The organism is Citrobacter sp. Ce119, assembly GCF_030334525.1.
Taxonomy (GTDB): Bacteria; Pseudomonadota; Gammaproteobacteria; order Enterobacterales; family Enterobacteriaceae; genus Citrobacter; species Citrobacter europaeus.
This window is the reverse complement of the sequence record NZ_JAOWDR010000047.1, coordinates 470,497-495,980: the sequence shown is the minus strand read 5'-3', so window position 1 is coordinate 495,980 and position 25,484 is coordinate 470,497. Positions and strand designations below refer to the sequence as shown.

The window sequence follows — 25,484 nt, the reverse complement described above, 5'->3', positions numbered from 1 at the left end:
AAAAAATGTGATACAACAAACAAAGCAACACGCAAACGATTAAATTCACAACACAGACCGCAGGAAAGGGTCACTATAATGATTCCACAAATTTCTCAGGCGCCAGGTGTCGTTCAACTGGTGCTCAATTTTTTGCAGGCGCTGGAGCAGCAAGGATTTACGGGCGATACGGCAACGAGCTATGCCGATCGCCTGACAATGTCGACGGATAACAGTATTTATCAGCTGCTTCCTGATGCTGTTGTTTTCCCGCGTTCAACCGCAGATGTGGCGCTGATCGCCCGTCTGGCGGCGGAACCTCTTTTCTCTTCGCTGATTTTTACCCCGCGCGGCGGTGGCACCGGGACCAACGGTCAGGCGCTGAATCAGGGCATTATTGTTGATATGTCCCGCTATATGAGCCGCATTATAGAAATCAATGTGCAGGAAGGCTGGGTGCGGGTCGAAGCTGGGGTGATTAAAGACCAGCTCAACCAGTTTCTGAAACCTTACGGCTATTTCTTTGCTCCCGAATTATCCACCAGTAACCGGGCAACGTTGGGGGGGATGATCAATACCGACGCATCCGGACAAGGTTCGTTGGTTTACGGTAAAACCTCCGATCACGTGCTGGGTATCCGCGCGGTGCTGATGGGCGGCGATATTCTTGATACTCAGCCAATGCCGGTCGAACTTGCCCAAACGCTGGGTAACAGCAATACCACTATTGGCCGCATCTACAAGACGGTTTATGAGCGTTGCCGCGATAACCGACAGTTAATCATTGATAAATTCCCCAAGCTTAATCGCTTCCTGACCGGTTACGATCTACGGCACGTCTTTAACGATGAGATGACCGAATTTGATTTAACCCGCATTCTTACCGGTTCTGAAGGTACGCTGGCGTTTATCACCGAAGCCCGTCTGGACATCACGCCGCTGCCCAAAGTCAGACAACTGGTTAACGTTAAGTACGACTCTTTCGACTCGGCGTTGCGTAATGCCCCGGTGATGGTGGAAGCTCGCGCGCTGTCGGTAGAAACCGTCGACTCTAAAGTGCTTAATCTGGCGCGGGAAGATATCGTCTGGCACTCGGTAAGTGAATTGATTACCGATGTTCCTGATAAAGAGATGCTGGGTCTGAACATTGTGGAGTTTGCCGGTGACGACGAAGCATCGATTGATTCGCAGGTCAGCGCACTGTGTGAACGTCTGGATGGCTTAATCGCTCGTCAGGAAGCGGGCGTCATTGGCTGGCAGCTATGTACCGAACTGGCGGGTGTAGAACGAATTTACGCTATGCGTAAAAAAGCCGTTGGTTTGCTGGGGAATGCTAAAGGTGCCGCGAAGCCGATCCCGTTTGCCGAGGATACGTGCGTCCCGCCTGAACATCTGGCTGACTATATTGCCGAGTTCCGCGCGCTGCTCGATAGCCATGGTCTCAGTTACGGCATGTTTGGTCACGTAGACGCAGGCGTGCTGCACGTCAGACCCGCGCTGGATATGTGCGACCCGCAGCAGGAAGTGCTGATGAAACGCATTTCTGACGATGTCGTCGCGTTGACGGCAAAATATGGCGGACTGCTTTGGGGCGAGCATGGAAAAGGTTTTCGTGCAGAATACAGCCCGGCGTTCTTCGGTGAGGAGCTGTATAGCGAACTGCGTAAAGTAAAATCGGTCTTTGATCCGCAAAACCGGCTGAATCCGGGGAAAATCTGTCCACCTGAAGGCGTAGATGCGCCGATGATGAAAGTGGACGCGGTGAAGCGCGGAACGTATGACCGTCAGATTCCGCTGGCCGTACGCCAGGAGTGGCGCGGGGCGATGGAGTGTAACGGTAACGGGTTGTGCTTTAACTTCGATGCGAAAAGCCCCATGTGTCCGTCGATGAAAATCAGCCTCAACCGTATTCATTCACCAAAGGGGCGGGCCACGCTGGTGCGTGAATGGCTGCGTCTGCTGGCCGATCGCGGGATTGACCCGGTACAGTTGGAGAAAGAGCTACCGGAAAAACGCGCCAGTTTACGTACGCTGATTGCCCGTACCCGCAACAGCTGGCATGCGCGCAAGGGTGAATACGATTTCTCGCACGAAGTAAAAGAGGCAATGTCCGGCTGTCTGGCGTGTAAAGCCTGTTCCACACAGTGTCCGATTAAAATCGATGTCCCGGAATTCCGCTCGCGCTTCCTGCAAATGTACCACACGCGTTATCTGCGACCGTTGCGCGATCATATGGTGGCGACCGTTGAGAGTTATGCGCCGTTAATGGCGCGGGCGCCCAAAACGTTTAACTTTTTCATCAACCAGCCGCTGGTGCGGAATCTGGCTAAAAAGCACATCGGTATGGTCGATTTACCGCTGCTGTCTGCGCCATCGCTTCAACGTCAGATGGTTGGTCATCGTTCCGCCAATATGACGCTGGAACAGCTCGAGTTGCTCAGCATTGAGCAAAAAGCCCGTACGGTGCTGGTGGTGCAGGATCCATTTACCAGCTATTACGATGCGCAGGTGGTGGCTGATTTTATACGCCTGGTTGAAAAGTTGGGTCTGCAGCCGGTATTGCTGCCTTTCTCGCCAAACGGCAAAGCTCAGCATATTAAGGGTTTTTTAAACCGTTTTGCCAAAACAGCGAAAAAGACATCCGAGTTTCTCAACCGGGTGGCGAAGCTGAACATTCCGATGGTGGGGGTCGATCCGGCGCTGGTGCTCTGTTATCGCGATGAATACAAGCTGGCGCTCGGGGAACAGCGGGGTGATTTCCATGTGCTGCTGGCTAACGAATGGTTATCGACAGTCCTGGAGTCACAGCCGGCAGTCACAATCGGCGGCGAACCGTGGTACTTCTTTGGACACTGTACTGAGGTGACGGCACTGCCGGGCGCGCCTGCGCAGTGGGCGGCTATCTTTGCACGCTTTGGCGCCAGACTGGAGAATGTCAGCGTGGGTTGCTGTGGAATGGCGGGCACTTATGGTCACGAAGTGAAGAATCATCAGAATTCACTGGGGATCTATGAGCTATCATGGCACCAGGCAATGCAACGATTGCCGCGTAACCGTTGCCTGGCTACTGGATACTCCTGCCGCAGCCAGGTCAAACGCGTTGAAGGCACGGGCGTTCGCCATCCATTACAGGCACTGCTGGAGATTATAGGATGATCTGGAAACGTGAAGTTACACTCGAGGCGCTCAATACTATGGGTGAAGGAAACATGGTGGGGCTGCTCGATATTCGTTTTGTGCACATTGGCGATGATACGCTGGAAGCCACGATGCCGGTGGATCACCGTACCAAACAACCTTTTGGTTTGCTGCACGGCGGCGCGTCCGTAGTGCTGGCGGAAAGTATCGGTTCGGTGGCTGGCTACCTGTGTACCCAGGGGGAACAGAAAGTCGTGGGCCTGGAGGTTAACGCCAACCATATTCGCTCCGCGCGGGAAGGGCGCGTCAGAGGGGTATGTCGCGCGGTACATACCGGCTCTCGTCATCAGGTGTGGCAAATCGAAATCTTCGATGAGCAGGGACGATTGTGCTGCACGTCGCGTCTGACAACCGCAATTTTGTGATGCATATTGCTTTTGGTCATTATCTGCACAGGGAATGTGTTATACTGTGCAGGTTTTGAACACAAGCGAGGATGATATGTCTACCCAATTAGACCCGGCCCAACTGGCAATAGAATTTTTACGTCGTGATAAAACCGATCTTTCACCGGCTCAGTACCTGAAAAGACTGAAACAACTTGAGCTGGAGTTTGCAGATCTGTTGGCGCTCTCTTCAACTGAATTGAAAGAAGAGATCTATTTTGCCTGGCGCATGGGTGTTCATTGATTCCGGTATGCTTATCGTAATAAAACCCCGACACGCGTTCGGGGTTATTTTTTGCCTTAGATCTTAATTACCACTTCATCTCACCGCTATTAACCTTCGCACTTAGCTCCAGAGAACTTGCGTCCGCAAGACCCGGCCATGCTGCGGTCATGGTTTTAATCACATAGTCTGAACCTTTCTTCGCCCCCAACGCCTGCTCAAACGACTGTAAATAGTCATGTGTGAAGCGAATGGCCTTATCGCCCGCAGGGCGTTCGCCAATGTAATGGCCCGGAACTACCTGAGTAGGCTGTAAATGCTGCATTTCGCTCAGTACGCTACGCCATGCGCTACGTTGTTCTGCAGACTGTGTATCCGCTGTCCAGACGTGAATCCCGGAAGCCACGCCGGTCCCGCCAATAATGGCACGGTTCGCCGGGATCCAGACATAGGCTGCATAATCGTCAGGATGACGCAGTTCCAGCGTTTCGCCATCAATCGTGAAATGCGTTTGCGTGGTCGCCTGTGGAACGGTGAGCGATGTTGGCGCGCCGTCCTTCATTTGCGGGCCCCAGAACTGCAGCTTAGCCTCTTTGGTGGCGCGGATATGGTCTACTACGTGCGGTGCTGCCAGAACTTTAACCTGCGGGAACGCGTTGACGATGGGCTGCAGACCGAAATAGAAATCCGGATCGCCGGAAGTGATCACGATAGCCTTCAGCGTTTTACCGCTGGCGCGAATCATCTGCACCAGTTGTTCGCCATCTTTGGTGCTGAACTGGGCGTCAAACAAAATCGCCTCTTTAGGGCCAGACACCAGCGTCGAAGAGACTGGGAAAATAGCCTTATCCTGCGGATTATAGACGTCCAGCTGTAGCGGTGCGGCGAAAGCTGAAGACGCAAACAGAGGTAACAGCAGGGCCAGAGATTTAACTTTCATACCAGGTAACCTTATGCAGGGAATTGTCTATTGATAGTTCACGTATTTTAAGCGTATTCGTATCTGTTAGAATTCCCTCATTAGGACATGCTGAGTTTCGTAAAACGATCGGATGGGATGCAATGGACAGAGTGATGGCGGCAACGGTATTCAACCATATCTGTGATTTGGGCAGTCTGAGTGCCGCCGCGCGCGCATTGGGGTTGTCGCGCCCGATGGTCAGTCGATATCTCGACGAGATGGAGAAATGGGCGGGGGCAAGGCTTATCCATCGTTCGTCGCGCCGTTTGACGATCACGCCAGCGGGTGAAGAGGCATTACTGAAAACACGTTCTCTGGCGCAACTTTCGCTGGATATTGGCGCCGCCAGCGCCGCACAAACGCCGTCCGGCACGTTACGTGTGGCCTGTGCACATTTTACTGCCTTGCATATCTTAGCGCCGGTTCTGCCCGCTTTTCTGGCGAGGTATCCGCAACTGCGTATCGAGGTGGAGATCAATAACCAACCGGTAAGCCTCGTGGGAGAACGTATCGATGTGGCGATCCGTATAACGGAAAACCCCGAGCCAGGGACTATCGCCCGTCGCCTTGGCGACTGTAAATCGGTGCTCTGTGCGTCTGTTGATTATCTGCATCAGCATGGCACTCCAGAGACTATCGATGATCTTACGCAGCATAATTGTCTCTACTACAGCGGTTTTGCTGGAAAATCCTGGCACTTTCTGGATGCCCAGGGCCAGGCTGTCTCTGCTGCAATCAGAGGTAATTTGAGCGCCGGGATCTCTTCGCTACTTTGTGAGTCGGCGTTGGCGGGAATAGGCGTTGCGTTGGTGCCTGAACTGGAGGCGCGGGAAGGGCTGGCACAGAGAAAACTGATTAGACTATTGCCCGAGCTTCAACCTAAATGCCTGCCGATATATGGTTTATACCTTTCTCGAGAGCATCAGCCAGCAGGGTTGCGCCTGTTGCTGGATGCGCTTAGTGAACCAGAGTGCTAACCGGGTGGCTAAACGTGCTTATAAAATAGTCAAACCGCCATTAGTGTTAAAAAAAACTGTTCAGTGTATGAGATTCTTCTTATCGCCCCTTCAAGAGCTAAGCCATCGTGAGTGCCGGAGATAAGCGCCGGATGGGGCCGGAACCCTTAAGCCTGCCAGCAAGCAGACTTAAGGGTTTTTTGTTTGTTCATTATTAGAATTGTATTTCCCTTCGGTCATCCCCACCTATCCCTTAAATAGACATTATCTATACATCTTTTAATATTTGACCTGCCTGAACGATTGGATTTTTATAATCCATTGTTAATCAATGTATTGAACAAAAAATTCCATCCCTGTAAACCCACGCTGCAGGGTCTATGCTTAGTAAAAGTAGTCAAAAAGGGCGATTAACCCGAATGCCCCTGCTGTTGAGGGGTTGAAGTGATAATCATTATCACTAACATGGTGTTATAGCTTCAAAGCTAGTGACTCGAGGTAACTCTATGGAATTGCATTCAGGAACATTTAACCCGGACGATTTTGCCTGGCGTGGACTGACGTTAACGCCAGCGGCTGCGGCGCATATCCGCGAGCTGGTAGCAAAGCAACCCGACATGTTGGGCGTGCGTTTAGGCGTGAAGCAAACGGGATGTGCGGGATTCGGCTACGTGCTGGACACTGTCCGCGAGGTCCAAAAAGACGATCTGTTGTTTGAAACGGATGGCGCCAGACTTTATGTGCCGTTACAGGCGATGCCGTTTATCGACGGTACAGAGGTCGATTTCGTTCGCGAAGGATTAAATCAGTTATTTAAATTTCATAACCCGAAAGCCCAGAACGAATGCGGCTGTGGCGAAAGTTTTGGGGTATAGGCGGTACTATGTCTCGTAATACTGAAGCAACTGACGATGTCAACACCTGGGCTGGCGGGCACCTTAATTATAAAGAGGGCTTCTTCACCCAACTGCAAACTGATGAGCTGGCGAAAGGGATCAACGAAGATGTCGTGCGTGCGATTTCGGCAAAACGAAATGAACCCGACTGGATGCTGGAATTTCGCCTGAATGCCTTTAACGCATGGCTCTCCATGGAAGAGCCGCACTGGCTGAAAGCGCATTACGACAAACTGAATTACCAGGAGTATAGCTATTATTCCGCGCCGTCCTGCGGCAATTGCGATGAAACCTGCGCATCTGAGCCGGGAGCGGTACAGCAAACGGGGGCGAATGCGTTTTTAAGCAAAGAGGTTGAGGACGCATTTGAACAGCTTGGCGTGCCGGTCCGCGAAGGCAAAGAGGTGGCGGTTGATGCCATTTTTGACTCGGTGTCGGTAGCGACCACCTATCGTGACAAACTGGCGGAACAGGGCATTATTTTCTGTTCGTTCGGTGAGGCGATTCACGATCACCCTGAGCTGGTAAAACAGTATCTGGGCACGGTCGTACCAGGTAATGACAATTTCTTTGCCGCGCTGAATGCGGCGGTGGCATCCGACGGTACGTTTATCTATGTACCGAAAGGTGTGCGTTGCCCAATGGAACTGTCGACCTATTTCCGTATCAATGCGGAAAAAACCGGGCAGTTTGAACGCACCATTCTGGTTGCGGATGAGGGCAGCTACGTCAGCTATATCGAAGGCTGTTCAGCCCCGGTGCGTGACAGCTACCAGCTGCATGCCGCGGTGGTGGAGGTCATCATCCACAAAGATGCCGAAGTGAAATACTCGACGGTACAAAACTGGTTCCCTGGCGATGGTAACACCGGCGGCATTTTAAACTTCGTTACCAAGCGCGCTCTGTGCGAAGGCGAAAACAGCAAAATGTCGTGGACGCAGTCGGAAACCGGCTCAGCCATTACGTGGAAATACCCAAGCTGCATTCTGCGTGGCGACAACTCTATCGGCGAATTCTATTCCGTTGCGCTAACCAGTGGTCACCAGCAGGCCGATACCGGCACCAAGATGATCCACATCGGCAAGAACACCAAATCGACCATTATCTCGAAAGGGATCTCCGCCGGACACAGCCAGAACAGCTATCGCGGTTTGGTGAAGATCATGCCGACCGCCACCAATGCCCGCAACTATACCCAATGCGATTCGATGCTGATCGGCGCGGATTGTGGGGCGCACACCTTCCCGTATGTCGAGTGTCGTAACAATAGCGCCCAGCTTGAGCACGAAGCCACAACGTCGCGTATTGGTGAAGACCAGCTGTTTTACTGCCTGCAGCGCGGCATCAGCGAAGAGGATGCCATTTCGATGATCGTGAATGGTTTCTGTAAAGACGTGTTCTCTGAACTGCCGCTGGAATTTGCCGTGGAAGCGCAAAAACTGCTCGCCATAAGCCTTGAACACAGCGTCGGTTAAAAATTTAAGGAAAGCACATGCTAAGCATCAAAGATTTACAGGTCAGTGTGGAAGATAAGGCGATCCTGCGTGGTCTCAGCCTTGAGATTCGCCCCGGAGAAGTCCACGCCATTATGGGACCGAACGGTTCCGGGAAAAGTACGCTTTCCGCCACGCTGGCCGGACGTGATGACTACGAAGTCACCGGCGGGACGGTAGAATTCAACGGTAAAGATTTACTGGAACTGTCACCGGAAGACCGGGCCGGTGAAGGGATCTTTATGGCATTTCAGTATCCGGTGGAAATCCCCGGGGTCAGTAATCAGTTTTTCCTGCAAACGGCGCTGAATGCGGTGCGCAGCTACCGTGGCGAGGAGTCGCTGGACAGGTTTGACTTCCAGGATCTGATGGAAGAGAAAATCGCGTTGTTGAAGATGCCGGAAGATCTGCTGACGCGTTCGGTAAACGTCGGTTTCTCCGGCGGCGAGAAAAAGCGTAATGACATTTTGCAAATGGCGGTACTGGAGCCTCAACTGTGCATTCTTGACGAGTCGGACTCCGGGCTGGATATCGACGCGCTGAAAATCGTCGCCGATGGCGTGAACTCGCTGCGCGATGGGCAACGTTCATTCATTATCGTCACCCACTATCAGCGCATCCTGGACTATATCAAACCCGATTATGTTCACGTTCTCTACCAGGGGCGAATTGTGAAGTCTGGCGATTTCTCGCTGGTCAAACAACTGGAGGAGCAAGGTTATGGCTGGCTTAGCGAACAGCAGTAACGTGCTGCAACAGTGGCATCATCTGTTTGAGACGCAAGGGGAGACGCGCTCGCATCATGCCCAGCAGCATCTGCAACAGATGCTACGTCTGGGACTGCCAACGCGTAAGCATGAGGACTGGAAATACACGCCGCTGGAGGGATTAACCAACAGCCAGTTTGTCAGCCATGTCGCTGAAATAACGTCAGCCCAGTGTGAAGCGTTAGCGCCGGCTATTGATGCTGTCCGACTGGTGTTTGTCGACGGGCAATTCTCTCCGACGCTCAGCGACAGCGCGGAGGGTAGCGGTTTTGAGATTGTCGTTGACGATGTGCGCCAGACGCTGCCTGCGGCTGTACAACCAGAAGTTTTTCTGCACCTGACGGAAAGCCTGTCCCGCAGCGTAACGCACATTCAGGTGAAGCGTAACCAGCGCCCCGCGAAACCGTTGCTGCTGCTGCACATTACTCAGGGACTGACGGGCGATGAGGTGAACACAGCGCACTACCGCCACCATCTGGAGCTGGCGGAAGGCGCTGAAGCCACCGTCATTGAATACTATGTAAGCCTAAGCGAGCTTCGCCATTTTACCGGTGCTCGTTTAACCATGAACGTCGCGGCGAATGCGCATTTGCGCCATATCAAACTGGCATTTGAGAATTCGCTCAGCCACCATTTCGCCCATAACGATATTCAATTGGGCGCAGATGCCACCGCCGCCAGCCACAGCTTTTTACTCGGTGCTGCGGTGTTGCGCCATAACACCAGCACCCAGCTTAATGGTGAAAACACCACGCTTCGGCTTAACAGCCTGGCGATGCCAGTGAAAAATGAAGTCTGCGATACCCGGACCTGGCTTGCGCATAACAAAGGATATTGCAACAGCCGCCAGCTGCATAAAACGATTGTCAGCGATAAGGGCCGGGCGGTATTTAATGGCCTGATCAACGTCGCCCAGCACGCTATTAAAACCGATGGTCAGATGACCAACAATAATTTGCTGCTCGGTAGACTGGCAGAAGTGGACACCAAGCCACAGCTGGAAATCTATGCCGACGACGTGAAATGCAGTCACGGAGCGACGGTAGGGCGGATTGACGATGAGCAGATGTTCTATCTGCGTTCACGCGGGATCGGCCAGCAGGATGCTCAACAAATGATTCTCTATGCGTTTGCCGCTGAGCTAACGGAAGCCCTGGGCGAGGAAACGCTGAAACAATTGGTACTGGCGCGGATCGCCCAACGCTTGCCGGGAGGCGTAGCATGACATTTCCCATTGAAAAAGTGCGGGCCGATTTTCCGGTCCTGGCGCGTGAAGTGAACGGTTTACCGCTAGCCTATCTGGACAGCGCCGCCAGCGCGCAAAAGCCTAATCAGGTGATTGATGCCGAAGCCGAATTTTACCGTCATGGCTATGCAGCGGTCCACCGCGGGATCCATACGCTGAGCGCGCAGGCCACAGAAAAAATGGAGAATGTACGCAAGCTCGCCTCGCTGTTTATTAACGCCCGTTCAGCTGAAGAGCTGGTGTTCGTGCGTGGTACCACGGAAGGTATCAACCTGGTGGCGAACAGTTGGGGCAGCAGCAATGTGCGGGCGGGCGATAACATTATCATCAGTGAAATGGAGCATCACGCCAATATTGTACCCTGGCAGATGCTGTGTACCCGCGTAGGCGCAGAACTGCGCGTTATTCCACTAAATGCAGACGGTACGTTGCAGCTGGAAACGCTACCTACGCTGTTTGACGATCGCACGCAACTGCTGGCGATTACCCACGTATCTAACGTGCTGGGCACGGAAAACCCGTTGGGTGAGATGATTGAGCTGGCGCATCAATACGGCGCAAAAGTGCTGGTGGATGGCGCACAGGCGGTTATGCATCATCAGGTGGATGTGCAGGCGCTGGATTGCGACTTCTATGTTTTCTCCGGACACAAGCTTTACGGGCCAACCGGTATTGGCGTTCTGTATGCCAGAGAGTCGCTGCTGCAGGAAATGCCACCCTGGGAAGGCGGTGGTTCGATGATTGCGACAGTAAGCCTGAGCCAGGGGACGACGTGGGCCAAAGCCCCCTGGCGGTTTGAAGCCGGAACGCCAAACACCGGGGGCATTATTGGGCTTGGCGCGGCGATTGAGTACGTTTCAGCGCTGGGGCTTACTGAAATCAGCGAATATGAACAGTTCATGATGCGCTATGCGCTGGAACAACTGGCGGAAGTGCCGGATTTGACGCTTTACGGTCCGGATAACCGCCTGGGGGTGATTGCGTTTAACCTCGGCAAACATCACGCCTATGACGTCGGGAGTTTTCTCGATAATTATGGGATCGCCGTGCGGACGGGACATCACTGTGCTATGCCGCTGATGGCCTACTACAACGTTCCCGCGATGTGTCGTGCGTCGATCGCCATGTACAACACCCACGAAGAAGTGGATCGCCTGGTAACGGGTCTCAAGCGTATTCATCACTTACTGGGATAACAGGGAGGCGTTATGGCTGCGCTACCGGACAAAGAAAAGTTGTTGCGTAATTTTCTGCGTTGCGCGAATTGGGAAGAGAAATACCTGTACATTATTGAACTGGGTCAGCGCCTGCCGACATTAAACGACGACGATCGTAATGCGGAAAATAGCATCCAGGGATGTCAAAGTCAGGTATGGATTGTTATGCGTCAGAATGGCGAAGGTATTATTGAATTACAGGGCGACAGCGATGCGGCAATTGTGAAAGGGCTTATCGCTGTGGTATTCATTCTGTATGACCGCATGACGGCTCAGGATATTGTGAACTTTGATGTGCGTCCGTGGTTTGAAAAAATGGCGCTCGCACAGCATCTCACACCGTCCCGGTCACAGGGGCTGGAGGCGATGATTCGGGCGATTCGCGCCAAAGCTGCAACTCTTAGCTAAACTGATAAAACACGTCAACTTTCAGACCGTCTTGAAAGCGTTCGTGTAGGGCAACGCAGTGACTCGTAGGCCGGATCGGGCGCTTGTCGCCGTCCGGCAAGAACGCCAGGGGGGTGAGTGAGTATGAAACGCGCGTCTGTTATTACGTTAATGCTAATCGGCGCTTACAGCGCTATTCAGGCCGCATGGGCGGTCGATTATCCTTTGCCCCAGGCGAACAGCCGTCTTGTTGGGCAAAACCAAACCTACACCGTGCAGGAAGGCGATAAAAACCTCCAGGCGATAGCCCGTAAGTTTGATACCGCCGCAATGCTGATCCTTGAAGCCAACAATACTATTGCCCCCGTACCTAAACCTGGAACGCTGATTACTATTCCCTCGCAATTACTGCTGCCGGATGCGCCACGCGAAGGCATTATTGTGAATCTGGCGGAATTACGTCTGTATTACTTCCCGCCGGGAGAGAATATTGTTCAGGTATTCCCGATTGGTATCGGTTTGCAGGGGCTGGAAACGCCGGTAATGGAAACCCGGGTTGGGCAGAAAATCCCCAATCCGACCTGGACCCCTACAGCAGGCATCCGTAAACGCTCTCTGGAGCGCGGCATCACCTTACCGCCGGTAGTACCCGCCGGGCCAAATAACCCGTTAGGACGCTTTGCACTGCGTCTGGCGTATGGAAACGGTGAATACCTGATCCATGGCACCAGCGCGCCGGACAGCGTGGGCCTGCGCGTGAGTTCTGGTTGTATTCGTATGAACGCGCCGGATATCAAAGCACTGTTTGCCCAGGTCCGTACAGGTACGCCGGTCAGGGTGATTAATGAGCCGATAAAATATTCGATTGAGCCGAACGGCATGCGGTATGTCGAGGTGCACCGACCGCTGTCGCCGGAAGAGGAGCAAAACGTCCAGACCATGCCGTATGTGCTGCCAGCCGGTTTTACCCAGTTTAAAGACAGTAACGCCGTGGATAACAGCCTGGTGGAAAGAGCGTTGTACCGCCGCGCGGGCTATCCGGTCACCGTGACTGCCGGGCAAGCCTCGGTCGTTAACAATGGAGCGGAAGTGAAGTCTGCACAGAATGGCGCGCCGGGAGAGGGCGCAGAGGTGCGTATTACGCAATAACAGGGAAGGAAATTCGGGGCAAAAAAAATGGCGCACAATGTGCGCCATTTCTATTACACAGATACTATTACTTGCGGTATTTAGTAGCTGCGTTGTCCAGACGCTGGTTAGCGCGAGCTGCGTCATCTTTAGCAGCCTGAACGTCGGAACGCATTGCGTTCACGTCGTTGCTCAGCTGGTCAACTTTAGCGTTCAGAGTCTGAACGTCAGAAGACAGCTGATCGATTTTAGCGTTGCTGGAGCAACCTGCCAGCAGAGTAGAACCCAGGATTACCGCGCCCAGTACCAGTTTAGTACGATTCATTATTAATACCCTCTAGATTGAGTTAATCTCCATGTAGCGTTACAAGTATTACACAAAGTTTTTTATGTTGAGAATATTTTTTTGATGGGAATGCACTTATTTTTGATCGTTCGCTCAAAGAAGCATCGAATTGTTCAAAAACGGCTAAAAAACCGAGTGAAAACAGAAAGCTTCCATCGGATTCATCTTAGATAATCACGGATTAGATAGTGAAATCCGATTTGATTTTTTATTAATTGTGGCTATCGATAAAATAAAAAAAGCGCCACCAGGGCGCTTTTTTAAGCAAATTAATTCGTGTTGGAATTATTACAGCACGTGAACGGATGCGGTGTTAGTCGTGCCGCTCGGAACCAGTGCGCCGGAAACCATAACCACAACGTCACCTTTCTGAGCCAGACCGCTTTCCAGAGCGACTTCTTTACCCAGGCGATAGAAATCATCGGTAGAGCTAATTTCTTTAACCACTTGTGCAACAACGCCTTTGCTCAGCACCAGCTGACGCGCGGTCGTTTCGTTGGTGGTCAGCGCCAGGATGGTGGCATCCGGGAAGTATTTACGTACTGCGCGAGCAGATTTACCGCCCTGGGTAGCGACGACGATCAGCGGCGCGTCCAGTTTTTCTGCAGTTTCAACCGCGCCACGGCAAACGGCTTCGGTGATGCGAAGTTTGCGGCTGTCGTTATTGAAGTCCAGACGGCTGGTCATCACGCGGTCAGTACGCTCACAGATGGTCGCCATGATGGTGACGGCTTCCAGCGGGTATTTACCTTTTGCAGACTCGCCAGACAGCATTACTGCGTCGGTACCGTCGAGGATGGCGTTTGCTACGTCACCGGCTTCAGCGCGGGTAGGACGCGGGTTTTTGATCATGGAGTCCAGCATCTGGGTCGCAGTGATAACGACTTTACGTGCACGGATACATTTTTCGATGATCATCTTCTGCGCGAAGATAACTTCTTCTACCGGGATCTCAACGCCCATATCGCCACGCGCAACCATGATGCCGTCAGACGCTTCGAGGATTTCGTCGAAGTTGTTCAGGCCTTCCTGGTTTTCGATTTTGGAGATGATCTGGATGTTTTCGCCGCCGTGCGCTTTCAGGTGCTCACGGATTTCTACGACGTCAGAACGTTTACGGATAAAGGATGCAGCAACGAAGTCAACGCCTTGCTCGCAACCGAAGATCAGGTCCTGTTTGTCTTTTTCAGCCAGGGCTGGCAGTGCGATGGAAACGCCCGGCAGGTTAACACCTTTGTTTTCGCCCAGGTCGCCGTTGTTCAGCACTTTACAGATAACTTTGTTACCTTCGATGGCGGTAACTTCCATGCCGATCAGACCATCGTCAACCAGAACGGTATTGCCGACGGACAGATCTTTAGTGAAGCCTTCATAAGTAACAGCAACGATTTCGTTGTTGCCTACGACAGATTTGTCGGTGGTGAACGTGAAGGTCTGGCCCGCTTTCAGGGAAACGTCGTTACCGCCTTCCAGTTTAATGGTACGGATTTCCGGACCTTTGGTGTCGAGCAGGATTGCGGCTTTCTTACCGGTTTTGCTCATGACGTTGCGCAAATTCTTGATGCGCTGACCGTGTTCTGCATAGTCGCCGTGGGAGAAGTTCAGACGCATGACGTTCATGCCCGCGTCCAGCATTTTGGTTAACATCTCTTCGGATTCGGTTTTCGGACCGATGGTGCAAACAATTTTCGTCTTTTTCATGACAGTCTTAGTCTTTAAGTTGAGAAGGATATGGAAATCTGGCTCCCGCCGCGCACGGACGGGAAGCTAAACCTGAGTTACGAAAGTTGTGATGCCTCGCTCTAAGGATAGGTGACATCGAAAGAGCGTGCAGAGGAATGTGTGCTTGTGTTTCAGCCCAACGGGATGGTGAGTTTTGTAGTCGTTGAGTTTTACAGGTCAATGTGCTGAAACCATTCAAGAGACAATTGGCGCGCATTATACGCTGAAAATTATCAAAAAGGAAAATGGAAACAGCGTTTCAAAACACATCTGTGCAGTTTTACAAAAATTATTCATTAATTTGTTCAGCTGTATGGATAAAGAAGCTGTTCGCAGCAGCGGTTTGTTGCGCAACAGGTCGTTATTGTCGTCCCACTGTCTGAATTTTTGGCATTTAACGCCGTCCAGGTAAGCATATTTCTAAAAGTTATATCAAATGCGTTTTAATTCATTTTAAAAGCCAATTCTACTGATTACACTCGTTTGGACATCCATACTGCTAAACAGCCAAAAGCGCTAGCAGAAGAACAATAAGCAGCAGCGGATACCCAAACGACATGATTGTCCTGAAAAATATTTCGAAAGTGTTTACGCCAGGCAGGCTTGCCATTACCGCTGTCGATAACGTCAACCTGACGGTTGAACAGGGACAGATTTACGGAATTATTGGTTACAGCGGGGCGGGGAAAAGCACCTTAATTCGTTTGCTCAATGGGCTGGAAAAACCGACCTCCGGCAGCGTAACGATCAACGGCCACGATATTTCTGCCGCCCGTGGGGAGTCATTACGCCAGGCGCGACTGAAAATCAGCATGGTGTTTCAGCATTTCAATTTACTGTGGTCACGAACCGTAAGCGAAAACATTGCGTTCTCAATGCAAATCGCCGGAGCGCCAAAAGCCTCTATTAAAGCGCGAGTTGCTGAACTGATTGCGCTGGTTGGGCTGAGCGGTCGTGAAAACGCGTATCCGTCCCAACTGAGCGGTGGGCAAAAGCAGCGGGTAGGAATTGCCCGTGCGTTGGCGAACAATCCGGACGTCCTGCTGTGTGACGAAGCCACCTCGGCGCTGGATCCGCAAACCACCGATCAGATCCTCGATTTACTGCTCGATATTAACCGCCGCTTCAAATTGACCATTGTGCTGATCACCCATGAAATGCACGTGGTACGCAAAATCTGCGATCGCGTGGCGGTAATGGAAAATGGCAAAGTTGTTGAGGAGGGTGACGTGCTCAGCGTCTTTACCCATCCGCAGCAGCCGATCACCCGACAGTTTGTGCGTCAGGTGAGCCAGTACACCGAGGAAGACGAATTTAATCCGCAGTTGGCAAGCGAGCTTGGCGGCGTAGTTATCAAGCTTACGTTCACCGGGCAGCGTACGCATCGGCCTGTGGTTGGCGAATTGACCCTGCGCTATGGCCTGCCGTTTAACATTTTACACGGCAAGATGACGCAAACTGCGCACGGTGTGTTTGGTCAGCTCTGGGTTCACGTTGTGGCCTCTGAAGAACAATTGAACAATATTTTGGCCGACCTGCGCCAGAGCGACATTGAAGGCGAGGTGATTCAACATGGCTGAAGAACTGTTTCCCCATCTGAAGTGGGAGCAACTGCTGGCGGCAACCCAGGAAACGCTCTATATGACAGCCCTTTCTGGTGCGGCGACCTTTGTACTGGGGATCGCACTTGGTCTGGCGCTGTTCCTGACCGCACGCGGCGGACTGTTTCACAATCGCGCGGTATATAGCGTTATTTCGCTGGTGGTGAATATCTTCCGTTCCATCCCGTTCATCATATTGATCGTGCTGCTGATCCCGTTCACCAAAGCGATGGTTGGCACCATTCTCGGTGCCAATGCCGCGTTGCCTGCGCTGATCGTGGGGGCCGCGCCGTTTTATGCGCGTCTGGTCGAAATTGCCCTGCGTGAAGTGGATAAAGGCGTTATTGAAGCGACGCGTTCGATGGGCGCACGGCTGAGCACGCTTATTTTTCGAGTTTTATTGCCGGAATCTTCTCCTGCTCTGGTGTCCGGGATCACCGTGACGCTGATTGCGCTGGTTAGCTACAGCGCGATGGCAGGGGTAATTGGCGCCGGTGGATTAGGGAATTTGGCTTATCTGGAAGGATTCCAGCGCAACCACAGCGACGTCACGCTGGTGGCGACGGTGACGATTTTGCTCATTGTCTTCATCATCCAGCTTTGCGGCGATGTGATCACCTCTCTGTTAGATAAACGCTAATAAAATACGGAAACCATTATCATGAAAAAATCACTGACGTTACTCGCCGCAGCAACCTTAAGCGCCCTGAGCTTTGCCTCCTGGGCTGATACTCTGACCGTTGGCGCATCTAACGTGCCGCATGCGGAGATCCTTGAGCAGGCTAAGCCGATTCTGGCGAAGCAGGGGATCGATTTAGAGATTAAACCGTTCCAGGATTACATTCTGCCGAACACCGCGCTGGCTGGCCGTGAGATTGACGCGAACTACTTCCAGCATATTCCGTACCTGAACAGCGTGATTAAAGACCATGCGGGTGATAAAACCTATGATTTCGTCAGCGCCGGAGCGATTCACATCGAGCCGATTGGTATCTATTCGAAAAAGGTAAAATCGCTTAAAGATCTGCCGGAAGGTGGCAAGATCATCATGCGCGATGCGGTATCTGAAGAAGGCCGTATTCTGTCGATTTTCGAAAAAGAGGGTGTGATCAAGCTGAAGCCGGGTGTGGATAAAGTGACCGCGCGCATTAGCGATATCGTCGAAAACCCGAAAAAACTGAAGTTCCTGCCTAACGTCGAAGCGGCGCTGTTACCGCAGATGTATAACAACGACGAAGGGGATGCGGTGGTGATTAACGCCAACTACGCGATCGATGCCGGGCTGGATCCGGTGAAAGATCCTATCGCCGTCGAAAGTGGTGAAAACAACCCGTATGCCAACATCATTACCGTGCATCGTGGCGACGAGAAGAAAAAGGATATCGTGGCGCTGGTTGATGTCCTGCATTCAAAAGAGATCCAGGACTGGATCCGCACCAAATATAAAGGCGCGGTGATCCCGGTAAATAACTAATTTGCTTTTTGCCGGATGGCGACTGTGCCTTACCCTGCCTACGACGTCCTGTAGGCCGGATAAGGCGCGTTGCCGTTGCCATCCGGTGCGAGAATTACACTCGCTCAATTCTCGCGGGTAACCCCTGGCGCACCGCCGCGCCCGATACCCAGTCAAGCCAGGTATTCGCTACCTGCCGGGTAGGATCCGCAAAGCCTAAATCGTTGAGATTAATCCCCGACCTTATTTGTGCATCAAACGCCATCGGTTCGCCGTCGAGCGTATGCTGCGCTGCGCCCATTTCTTTATGCCCATAACCGTGTTCAATGGCGATTACGCCAGGCATGACCCCATGCAGCAGGCTTATCTGCGCCAGCGCCTGACCGCCAGGCGTGGTGATCCGTACCTTATCGCCGTGCGCTAAGCCATATCGCTGACCGTCCTGCGGATTGAGCGCCACCAGATTTACCGGCTTCAGATGCTGCAGACGCGGGATCACCGCCGTGGCGCTGGACATTGTATTTGATTTAAAGGAAATCAGTTTCAGCGGCCACTCTTGTTCCGGGAACAACTCCTCGACAGCACGGCCATCTGACAGGCGCGAAGGATACCAGGCCGGGCAGCCGCTGAAGCGCTCGCCGGTAATCGCATGGCGGTGCGCGGCGACGTTAGCATTCCAGATTTGTAGCGGTTTTTCCCACGCATTGCCTACCCGATTCTCAACCCGCCCGCTGATGTCCGGCGCAAAGCGTCCGCCCCGGGAGTAGATAAATGCCACCCGGCTAATTTCATCGGCTTTCAGCGTTTGGGTCATCACAGGCACTATCCGCTGTACCCCAGTCAGCGCAATGTCTTCCGGCTGTGCCTCGGCGACCGGCGCTTTGCCCATAAACGCAATATTAGCGGCGAGTCGCAGGTAGTAATCTTCCGCACGGTTCAGTGGATAGCGGTTGCCTTGCGGATCGGTGATCGCATTGTCGCCGAATCCGGGTAGCCCGATGCGTTTTGCTACAGCGATACAGAAAGACTCCATCGAGGCCGGTTGACCGTTGGCGGTAGTGCTGGTCGCGGCTCTGACTACCGGCCAACGCGCGGTTGTGGCTTTACTGGCCACGCCCGCCCATGGGGCGCTGAATCCCCAACTTTCGAAGTTATGGGTATCTGGCACGATGTAATCTGCCAACGCCGTGGTTTCATTCATGAAGGCGTCAATCGCGATAAACAGCGGCAGACGTGCAGGATCCTTGAGTTTTTCTTCCGCCACGCCGCGCAACCCTGCAATGCCGTAGAACGGGTTGGTCATGTTGGAGATCCAGGCTTTCAGCGGATAAGGGTAACCTTCAAGCGCTGAGACGAGAAGTTCGGTTAGCTGACCGGCAACAAATGGATACCACGGGGCTTTGGCCGGGAAGGGGGATTGTCCGGCAGCCACTTTATTGCGGTACTCTTCCGAAGACTCATAAGCCGTTTTGCTGCGCGCGATGCTTAACCCTTTCGGTTTTACCTTCCCGGCGAAGCTGTCCATGTTGTAGCGCGGACCGTCGGTGGCGCCATTAAACTTGCCGCCGCCGACGAACACGCCGCCTTCAAGGCTGAGGTTGCCAATCAGTGCATTGAGCATCATCACCGACCAGGCATTATAAAATCCATTGCCTGCCATCATGCCACCGTGGGTGATCACCGCCGCTTTGCGTCCATGACGGGTAAACGCATCGGCCAGTGCGCTAATGTCTGCTTCAGACACGCCGCACTGCTGGCTGTATTGCGTGAGTGTTAGTTTCCCGGCGGACTCTTTCAGGCACTGGAGGCTGCTTTTGACCGTCACCGTCTGGCCGTCTGCCAGCATGACTTCGCGGCTGACAAACAACTGCGCACGCGGGCAACCGCTGGCGGCGACAATTTCGCCGGCCTCGTTAACGACTGCTGGCTCCTCGGCGGCATTTGCGTTCAAATGTGCGAGGGTTAAATGCTGTCCGGCAAGGGTTGGAAGCTCATCGGTAATCACCAGATGCGTGGCGTTAGTCCAGCTTTTTTCTTCGGCCTGCTGCATGGCCTGTATGCCGGGAATAGCGAGGTAATCGGCGTTATAGCGCTGTTTATCGATAATCCAGCGGATCATCGCCATCGCCAGCGCAGAGTCGCTTCCCGGACGTACGGGCTGCCAATGGCCGCGCTCGTCAGCCAGCACCGTAGTCAATGGCAGGGCGGGCGCCACCACCACATAACGGAAGTCGTCGCGTAACCGGGCGCTAGCCAGTTGCCGGGCCTGGCGCTTAAATGGATTACCGGATTGCGCCGGCGAAGTGCCCATAAACAGCGCGAATTCGACGTTATCCCAGTCGGGTTTCACGTGGGTGTTTTTATCCAGATCGCCCATTAGCGCACCGGATCCGGCCCGATAGGCCAGACCGCAGTAAGCGCCATGCGCACCGAAATTTTTACTGCCGAAACTGTTCAGCGCGAAGCGGCGTAAAAAGGTATCACGTCCTTCATCGCTGGTATTCGTGACCAGCAGTTGATTGGATTTCGGGCCAAAGCCGGGATGCCCGGCATCAAGCGGCGTGTTGGTATCATGGATTGCCCGCAGACCGTCAACGTGGCCTTCACCAAACAGATCGCCGCCTTCCACCACTTCTTCGATCAACTGTTCGAAGCTGATGCGCTGCCATTTCCCCTCACCGCGTTTGCCGACGCGCTTCATGGGCTGCAGAAGGCGCAGCGGACTGTACAGCCCTTCCAGTAAGGTTGCACCACGGGCGCAAGCGGTGGAACGCGCATCAAGACCCGATTCGCCCGCCAGTTGTTCCATTGCGGTGGCAAAGGGGACGGCGGAGTCAATATGATGCTCCTGAGACAATGGATGATAGGGGTTGCCCGCAATGCGCAGCACCTTGCCTTGTTCATTGTCGACGCGTACCCGCACGCCACACTGCGTCCAGCAGCCAAAGCACTGCGTCATGGAGATAACCTGCTGCGGGTTCTGCTGCCAGCGCGGCTGGGCATTGGCTTCGGGAATGAGGGCGTTACCAAAGATGCGATCACGGGTAATTTTGCCCGAGGTTCCGTCCAATAAACCGTCTATTGCGCGCTTTGCCACATCCCGATAACTCAGGCCAAAAGTCACCATGCCACCTACGGCAAGGCCTACTTTAAGCCACTGACGACGTGTTAAATTAGCCATGTTGCATTCTCCTTGCGATCGCGTTCAGGGCTTCACGAACAATAATGATCAGTGCAATCCACAGTCCAAAGGTGCCCAAAATGGCCAGCCAGCCATCGGTACCCCCAGGCAGGGTGTAAGGGTTAAACTGCGCGTTAAATTTCGGGATGGTCTGTACCTGGATGAGTAACGTCCAGCGCATCAGCCAACACAGCGCCATCGCGCTAAATGCGAGCATTATGCGCAGCGGCAGCGACAGGGGGTTACGTAGCACCAGCCCACAAAGAGCAAGCGATGCAAGCCATAGCGCAACCCAGCCGATGGCGTAGTGTCGTGCCGAAGAGGCAACGTCGAGCCACTGGCGAATAGCTGAACCGGAAAGCGAATTGCCGCTCGCCCATATCACCACCACTCCAGCCAGCGCGATCAGGGTAATTGTCTGCCCCCATGCCAGTTTGCGTGCTAATGTTTCCTGGTTTTTGGTCGTTGCGATGAGCAGGGCGAGAAACGTTTGCAGCGCGCTGAGAAACATTGCAATCGGAAAGGCGTAGCTGAACCAGACCGGACGCGCCTGCACCACTGACACTTCTCGACCGGTGTAAACCAGCAATCCGATGGCCGACAGGGCGCTACCTATGGCTAACCATTTGGTGACGCTGTAACTTTTTAGCGTTAACCGTTTAACGTGCTGCGCCAAAAACCACAGACCTAAGAAGCCGGTGAATAGGGGTAAAAACAGCGCGCCCCATGGCATCCACGACCATGGCGTTGGCCAGGCGTAGAAATGCCAGACGCGGGCGGTTTGGTGTAAGTCAGCGGTCAGCGCCAGCGGCGCGGTAATCGCGCAGGTCAGGGCGATTAACAGCGTCAGGTTTTCCAGTTCCGCCGTCTCTTGTTTGCGCCAGTGAAGCAGACAGGCGAACAGCGCGGCGCAGGCGGCAATGCCGATGAAAAAGAAATATTGTACGGCCCAGGGTAACCAGCTTACGTCCTGGGGATGGGCCAGAACCTCTTCAATAACCAGTGAATGGTTCATTTAAACCTCCTGCCAGAGAGCGGGTTGAGCACGTCCCATCAACGGGGTGACAAACGCCTCGTCCAGACCCAGATAGAACACGTGCGGTGCTGTTCCATTTTCCGGTTTCAGGACTTTGATGGCGTCATGGTGTTCACGCAGCATTTGCGAGATTCGACTGTGCGGATCTTTGATATCGCCTATGATGCGTGCGCCACCGACGCAGGATTCCACGCAGGCCGGGAGCAGGCCCGCTTCGAGACGGTGAACGCAAAAGGTGCATTTATCAGCGGTTTGCGTTTCATGGTTGATGAATCGCGCATCATAAGGACAGGCCTGCACGCAGTAGGCGCAGCCCACGCAGCGCGTGTTGTCGACTACCACAATGCCGTCTTCGCGTTGGAAAGTGGCCTGTACAGGGCAAACGGGGACGCAGGGGGGATTATCACAATGGTTGCACAGCCGCGGCAGCAGGACGTTGGTGACGCTCTGCTGGCCCTCAATCTGCACCTGATACTGGTTAACGAGGGTACGAAATTCGCCCTGCGGCGTCTGGTTTTCAATGGCGCAACTGACGGTACACGCCTGGCAGCCAATACAGCGACGCAGGTCAACCAGCATGGCGTAGCGGTGTTGAAGTGAGCCTTCATGGCGTTCAGGCGAGAAGGGGAATTGCGCCTGAGCTAAAGGTACCAGCGATGCGCCGGCGGTCAGGACGCCCAGTTGCTGGAGAAACTGCCGTTTACTGCTGTCCATATTTTCTCCCGTCACGATGCAACAACGAAACATTGGTCACGCCGTTGATTTGCTTGTGATGAATAAAGAATCTCGATGATTTACAGTGTAAAAATCGTGATGGGGGTACTCTATTGTGGTTAACCACATACCCGGCTTGTTGTTGATCTAAAACAACATAATTGACAGGGATAATTGAGTGGGACGAAACGTAGTAAAATGTCTGGTGGTGCTGGCGTCGCTATGGATGCTAAGCGGGGTGGTCAGGGCACAGACATGGAATATCGGCGTTTTGGCGATGCGTGGGGAGGTCTCCACACGTAATCACTGGCAGCCGCTGGAAACCTTGTTGAATCAGCAAATCCCCGGCGAACAGTTTCATATTCAACCGCTGGACCTGCACCAGATGCAGGAGGCGGTGAATCGTGGCAAGGTACAATTTGTGGTCACCAATCCGGCGCAGTTTGTGCAGCTAAACAGCAGCGCTGCACTACGTTGGCTGGCGTCGCTACGTTCTACTCGCGGGGGGAAAGCCACCAGTAACGTGATTGGCAGCGCGATCCTCGTCAGACGCGACAGCGGGATAACCTCCGCACACGATCTGATCGGCAAAACGGTTGGCGCCATTGACGCACAGGCATTTGGCGGTTATTTGCTGGGATATAAAGCGCTCAGCGATGCCGGTTTGCGCCCGGAGCGCGATTTGCATCTGATGTTCACTGGATTTCCCGCCGATGCCTTACTCTATTTATTACGCGAAAAAGCCGTGCAGGCAGTGATTGTACCGGTGTGTCTGCTGGAAAAAATGGATGAAGAAGGGCTTATTCGTAAAACAGATTTTATGGCCGTACTTAACCATCCAACGTCGATTCCCTGTTTAACCAGTACGCCGCTCTATCCTGACTGGTCGTTTGCGGCACTGCCTGCAGTAAGCGACGAGCTGGCCGATCGCGTCACGCGGGCACTGTTCAATGCGCCGCAGAATGCGACGTTTCGCTGGGGGGCGCCCGCCTCGACTCGCGAAGTCGAAGCGTTGCTGCGCGACGTCCGCCAACATCCGCAGCAGCGCCAGCTGTGGCTGGATGTCAAAAGCTGGTTTATTCAACATCGGCTGGCGATGGGAGGCGCGGCTCTCGTACTGCTGTTGCTGACGCTCAATTATATCTGGGTGATGCTGCTGGTTCGTCGACGCGGCAGGCAGTTGGAGCGAAACAACGTACTGTTGCGCAAACAGGAACAGGAACTGGAAACCGCTCGCCAAATGAGCGTGCTTGGCGAGATGACTTCAGGTTTTGCTCATGAGCTCAATCAGCCTCTGTCGGCTATCCGACATTATGCGCAAGGCTGTCTGATCCGCCTGCGCGGTCAGGATCAGCAGCACCCGCTGCTGCCCGCGCTGGAGCACATTGATAACCAGGCACAGCGAGGCGCTGATACGCTGCGTAATCTTCGCCAGTGGGTTAGCCAGGCGCAGGGCAATCCGGTAATTACCGACGACTGGCAAGTCGTCAATATTCACGATGCCATCCATCATGTCTGGCAATTATTGCGCATGCCTCAGCAATTCCCGGCGGTGGCGCTGCAAACGCAGATTAGTAAGGCGTTAACATTAACGCTGCCAGCCGTTCTCCTCGAACAGGTTCTGGCCAATCTGGTGCTCAATGCGGCCCAGGCAGGGGCAACTACAGTGTGGTTTAGCGCCGAGCGTGAGGATGGCGATGTGTGTATTCAGGTGCAGGATAACGCCGGAGGTATTGATGAGGCACAATTGTATCAGGCTTTTCAGCCGTTTATGACCACCCGTAAAGAGGGGATGGGGCTGGGATTAGCCATTTGTCAGCGGCTGGTGCGCTACGCGAATGGAGACATTGAGATCAATAATCATCAGGCTCCTGATGAAAAAGCGGGTGCGATGGTGACATTACATTTTAAGCAAAACCTGGAGGGAGGCCGTAGTGGCAATCATTCATCTGCTGGATGACGATATTGCCGTCACCCAGGCCTGCGCGTTTTTACTGGAAAGTCTGGGATATGAGGTGTGTTGCTGGGATCAGGGCGAAACATTCCTCGCCGAGGCAAATCTGCACCAGGTGGGCGTACTTTTGCTGGACATGCGTATGCCGGTTCTGGATGGGCACGCTGTCCATGAAGCCATGCGTCAGCAAGAAAGTACGCTAGCGGTGGTATTCCTCACCGGGCATGGCGATGTTCCGATGGCGGTTGAGCAAATGAAGCGCGGAGCGGTCGATTTTTTGCAAAAGCCAGTCTCCGCTGTGCCTTTACAAGCGGCGTTAGAGCATGCTTTGCAGGTTTCTCTCGCCGCATTCTCGCGACAAGAGATCGTCGTCTGTTATCAGCAGCTCACGCCAAAGGAGCGAGAGCTGGCACAGCTGGTAGCAAAAGGGTTGATGAATCGGGAAATTGCTGACGCAATGAATATCGCCGTGCGCACGGTAGAGGTTCATCGGGCGCGGGTGATGGAAAAAATGCAGGCGGGAAGTCTTGCGGAGCTGGTAAATCGACTCCAGAAGATTCAGTAGAGTTATGACATTTGTTTGATTTTCATTGAATTTTGTCTAAACCGTCAGACTGATATATGCTGTTGGTTTGAGTTA

General features: G+C 53.4%; 23 protein-coding genes. 16 read left to right on the top strand and 7 right to left on the bottom strand.

All coding sequences use genetic code 11. The annotated features are described in order from the left end of the window. Positions 1-78 precede the first annotated feature (78 nt). From ydiJ to OGV80_RS11080, 3 genes are all read left to right on the top strand, one after another. Positions 79-3,135 carry a D-2-hydroxyglutarate dehydrogenase YdiJ gene (gene ydiJ, locus OGV80_RS11090; RefSeq protein ID WP_286514896.1) on the top strand — a complete coding sequence of 1,019 codons (3,057 nt, stop codon included), beginning with the start codon at positions 79-81 and terminating at the stop codon, positions 3,133-3,135. Next, on the top strand, positions 3,132-3,542 hold the full coding sequence (gene menI, locus OGV80_RS11085) for a 1,4-dihydroxy-2-naphthoyl-CoA hydrolase (RefSeq protein ID WP_114682693.1): 411 nt from the start codon (positions 3,132-3,134) through the stop codon (positions 3,540-3,542). Before ydiJ ends, menI begins: the two co-directional genes overlap by 4 nt. A gap of 76 nt (positions 3,543-3,618) precedes the next feature. After that, the gene (locus tag OGV80_RS11080) at positions 3,619-3,807 is read left to right on the top strand and encodes a YdiH family protein (RefSeq protein ID WP_003030540.1); all 189 of its coding nucleotides are present in this window, start codon (positions 3,619-3,621) and stop codon (positions 3,805-3,807) included. A 67-nt stretch (positions 3,808-3,874) separates the two neighbouring features. Here OGV80_RS11080 and OGV80_RS11075 read toward each other — a convergent pair whose 3' ends face one another. Next, positions 3,875-4,726, bottom strand: a complete 852-nt coding sequence (locus OGV80_RS11075; RefSeq protein ID WP_200001507.1) for a Vmh family MBL fold metallo-hydrolase — start codon at positions 4,724-4,726, stop codon at positions 3,875-3,877. Between the two features lie 122 nt (positions 4,727-4,848). Between OGV80_RS11075 and OGV80_RS11070 the strand changes: the two genes are divergently transcribed. From OGV80_RS11070 to ldtE, 8 genes are all read left to right on the top strand, one after another. Continuing rightward, positions 4,849-5,724, top strand: a complete 876-nt coding sequence (locus OGV80_RS11070) for a LysR family transcriptional regulator (protein ID WP_047411640.1) — start codon at positions 4,849-4,851, stop codon at positions 5,722-5,724. 485 nt (positions 5,725-6,209) lie between these two features. Then, the gene (gene sufA, locus OGV80_RS11065; RefSeq protein WP_043016560.1) at positions 6,210-6,578 is read left to right on the top strand and encodes a Fe-S cluster assembly scaffold SufA; all 369 of its coding nucleotides are present in this window, start codon (positions 6,210-6,212) and stop codon (positions 6,576-6,578) included. 8 nt (positions 6,579-6,586) lie between these two features. Next, positions 6,587-8,074, top strand: a complete 1,488-nt coding sequence (sufB, locus tag OGV80_RS11060; RefSeq protein WP_043016559.1) for a Fe-S cluster assembly protein SufB — start codon at positions 6,587-6,589, stop codon at positions 8,072-8,074. A 17-nt stretch (positions 8,075-8,091) separates the two neighbouring features. Next, the gene (gene sufC / locus OGV80_RS11055; RefSeq protein WP_080625103.1) at positions 8,092-8,838 is read left to right on the top strand and encodes a Fe-S cluster assembly ATPase SufC; all 747 of its coding nucleotides are present in this window, start codon (positions 8,092-8,094) and stop codon (positions 8,836-8,838) included. Beyond that, positions 8,813-10,084 (top strand): Fe-S cluster assembly protein SufD, encoded by a 1,272-nt coding sequence (gene sufD, locus OGV80_RS11050; RefSeq protein ID WP_047411629.1) that lies wholly within the window; start codon positions 8,813-8,815, stop codon positions 10,082-10,084. Before sufC ends, sufD begins: the two co-directional genes overlap by 26 nt. After that, on the top strand, positions 10,081-11,301 hold the full coding sequence (sufS, locus tag OGV80_RS11045) for a cysteine desulfurase SufS (protein ID WP_080625105.1): 1,221 nt from the start codon (positions 10,081-10,083) through the stop codon (positions 11,299-11,301). The genes sufD and sufS overlap by 4 nt, the downstream gene beginning before the upstream one ends. Positions 11,302-11,313: 12 nt before the next feature. Then, positions 11,314-11,730: a cysteine desulfuration protein SufE gene (sufE, locus tag OGV80_RS11040; RefSeq protein WP_043016555.1), complete on the top strand. Its 417-nt coding sequence runs from the start codon at positions 11,314-11,316 to the stop codon at positions 11,728-11,730. 123 nt (positions 11,731-11,853) lie between these two features. After that, positions 11,854-12,858 carry a L,D-transpeptidase LdtE gene (ldtE, locus tag OGV80_RS11035; RefSeq protein ID WP_075146085.1) on the top strand — a complete coding sequence of 335 codons (1,005 nt, stop codon included), beginning with the start codon at positions 11,854-11,856 and terminating at the stop codon, positions 12,856-12,858. 67 nt (positions 12,859-12,925) lie between these two features. Here ldtE and lpp read toward each other — a convergent pair whose 3' ends face one another. From lpp to ynhH, 3 genes are all read right to left on the bottom strand, one after another. Then, the gene (lpp, locus tag OGV80_RS11030) at positions 12,926-13,162 is read right to left on the bottom strand and encodes a murein lipoprotein Lpp (RefSeq protein WP_003029373.1); all 237 of its coding nucleotides are present in this window, start codon (positions 13,160-13,162) and stop codon (positions 12,926-12,928) included. A 309-nt stretch (positions 13,163-13,471) separates the two neighbouring features. Next, positions 13,472-14,884 carry a pyruvate kinase PykF gene (pykF, locus tag OGV80_RS11025; RefSeq protein WP_003029366.1) on the bottom strand — a complete coding sequence of 471 codons (1,413 nt, stop codon included), beginning with the start codon at positions 14,882-14,884 and terminating at the stop codon, positions 13,472-13,474. Positions 14,885-14,891: 7 nt separating this feature from the next. Then, positions 14,892-15,086, bottom strand: coding sequence for a protein YnhH (gene ynhH, locus OGV80_RS11020; protein WP_242637968.1), 195 nt, complete (start codon positions 15,084-15,086; stop codon positions 14,892-14,894). A gap of 376 nt (positions 15,087-15,462) precedes the next feature. Here ynhH and OGV80_RS11015 point away from each other — a divergent pair, with 376 nt between their 5' ends. Genes OGV80_RS11015 through OGV80_RS11005 form a run of 3 tightly spaced genes read left to right on the top strand, consistent with a single transcriptional unit; the run spans position 15,463 to position 17,980 of the window. Beyond that, positions 15,463-16,485 (top strand): methionine ABC transporter ATP-binding protein, encoded by a 1,023-nt coding sequence (locus tag OGV80_RS11015; protein ID WP_043016552.1) that lies wholly within the window; start codon positions 15,463-15,465, stop codon positions 16,483-16,485. Beyond that, positions 16,478-17,146, top strand: a complete 669-nt coding sequence (locus tag OGV80_RS11010; RefSeq protein WP_047411615.1) for a methionine ABC transporter permease — start codon at positions 16,478-16,480, stop codon at positions 17,144-17,146. The genes OGV80_RS11015 and OGV80_RS11010 overlap by 8 nt, the downstream gene beginning before the upstream one ends. Positions 17,147-17,167: 21 nt before the next feature. Next, positions 17,168-17,980 (top strand): MetQ/NlpA family ABC transporter substrate-binding protein, encoded by an 813-nt coding sequence (locus tag OGV80_RS11005; protein ID WP_047411612.1) that lies wholly within the window; start codon positions 17,168-17,170, stop codon positions 17,978-17,980. A 94-nt stretch (positions 17,981-18,074) separates the two neighbouring features. Here OGV80_RS11005 and ttrA read toward each other — a convergent pair whose 3' ends face one another. Genes ttrA through ttrB form a run of 3 tightly spaced genes read right to left on the bottom strand, consistent with a single transcriptional unit; the run spans position 18,075 to position 22,890 of the window. Further along, entirely contained in the window at positions 18,075-21,140 is a 3,066-nt protein-coding gene (gene ttrA, locus OGV80_RS11000; RefSeq protein WP_199995131.1) for a tetrathionate reductase subunit TtrA, read from the bottom strand. Next, complete coding sequence (ttrC, locus tag OGV80_RS10995; protein ID WP_286514887.1) at positions 21,133-22,155, bottom strand: tetrathionate reductase subunit TtrC; 1,023 nt, start codon at positions 22,153-22,155, stop codon at positions 21,133-21,135. Before ttrC ends, ttrA begins: the two co-directional genes overlap by 8 nt. Next, complete coding sequence (gene ttrB, locus OGV80_RS10990) at positions 22,156-22,890, bottom strand: tetrathionate reductase subunit TtrB (RefSeq protein WP_047411602.1); 735 nt, start codon at positions 22,888-22,890, stop codon at positions 22,156-22,158. Positions 22,891-23,116: 226 nt separating this feature from the next. Here ttrB and ttrS point away from each other — a divergent pair, with 226 nt between their 5' ends. Beyond that, positions 23,117-24,850, top strand: coding sequence for a tetrathionate respiration histidine kinase TtrS (gene ttrS, locus OGV80_RS10985; protein ID WP_286514962.1), 1,734 nt, complete (start codon positions 23,117-23,119; stop codon positions 24,848-24,850). Further along, positions 24,825-25,409 (top strand): tetrathionate respiration response regulator TtrR, encoded by a 585-nt coding sequence (gene ttrR / locus OGV80_RS10980; RefSeq protein WP_075146090.1) that lies wholly within the window; start codon positions 24,825-24,827, stop codon positions 25,407-25,409. Before ttrS ends, ttrR begins: the two co-directional genes overlap by 26 nt. The last annotated feature ends 75 nt before the right edge of the window (positions 25,410-25,484 follow it).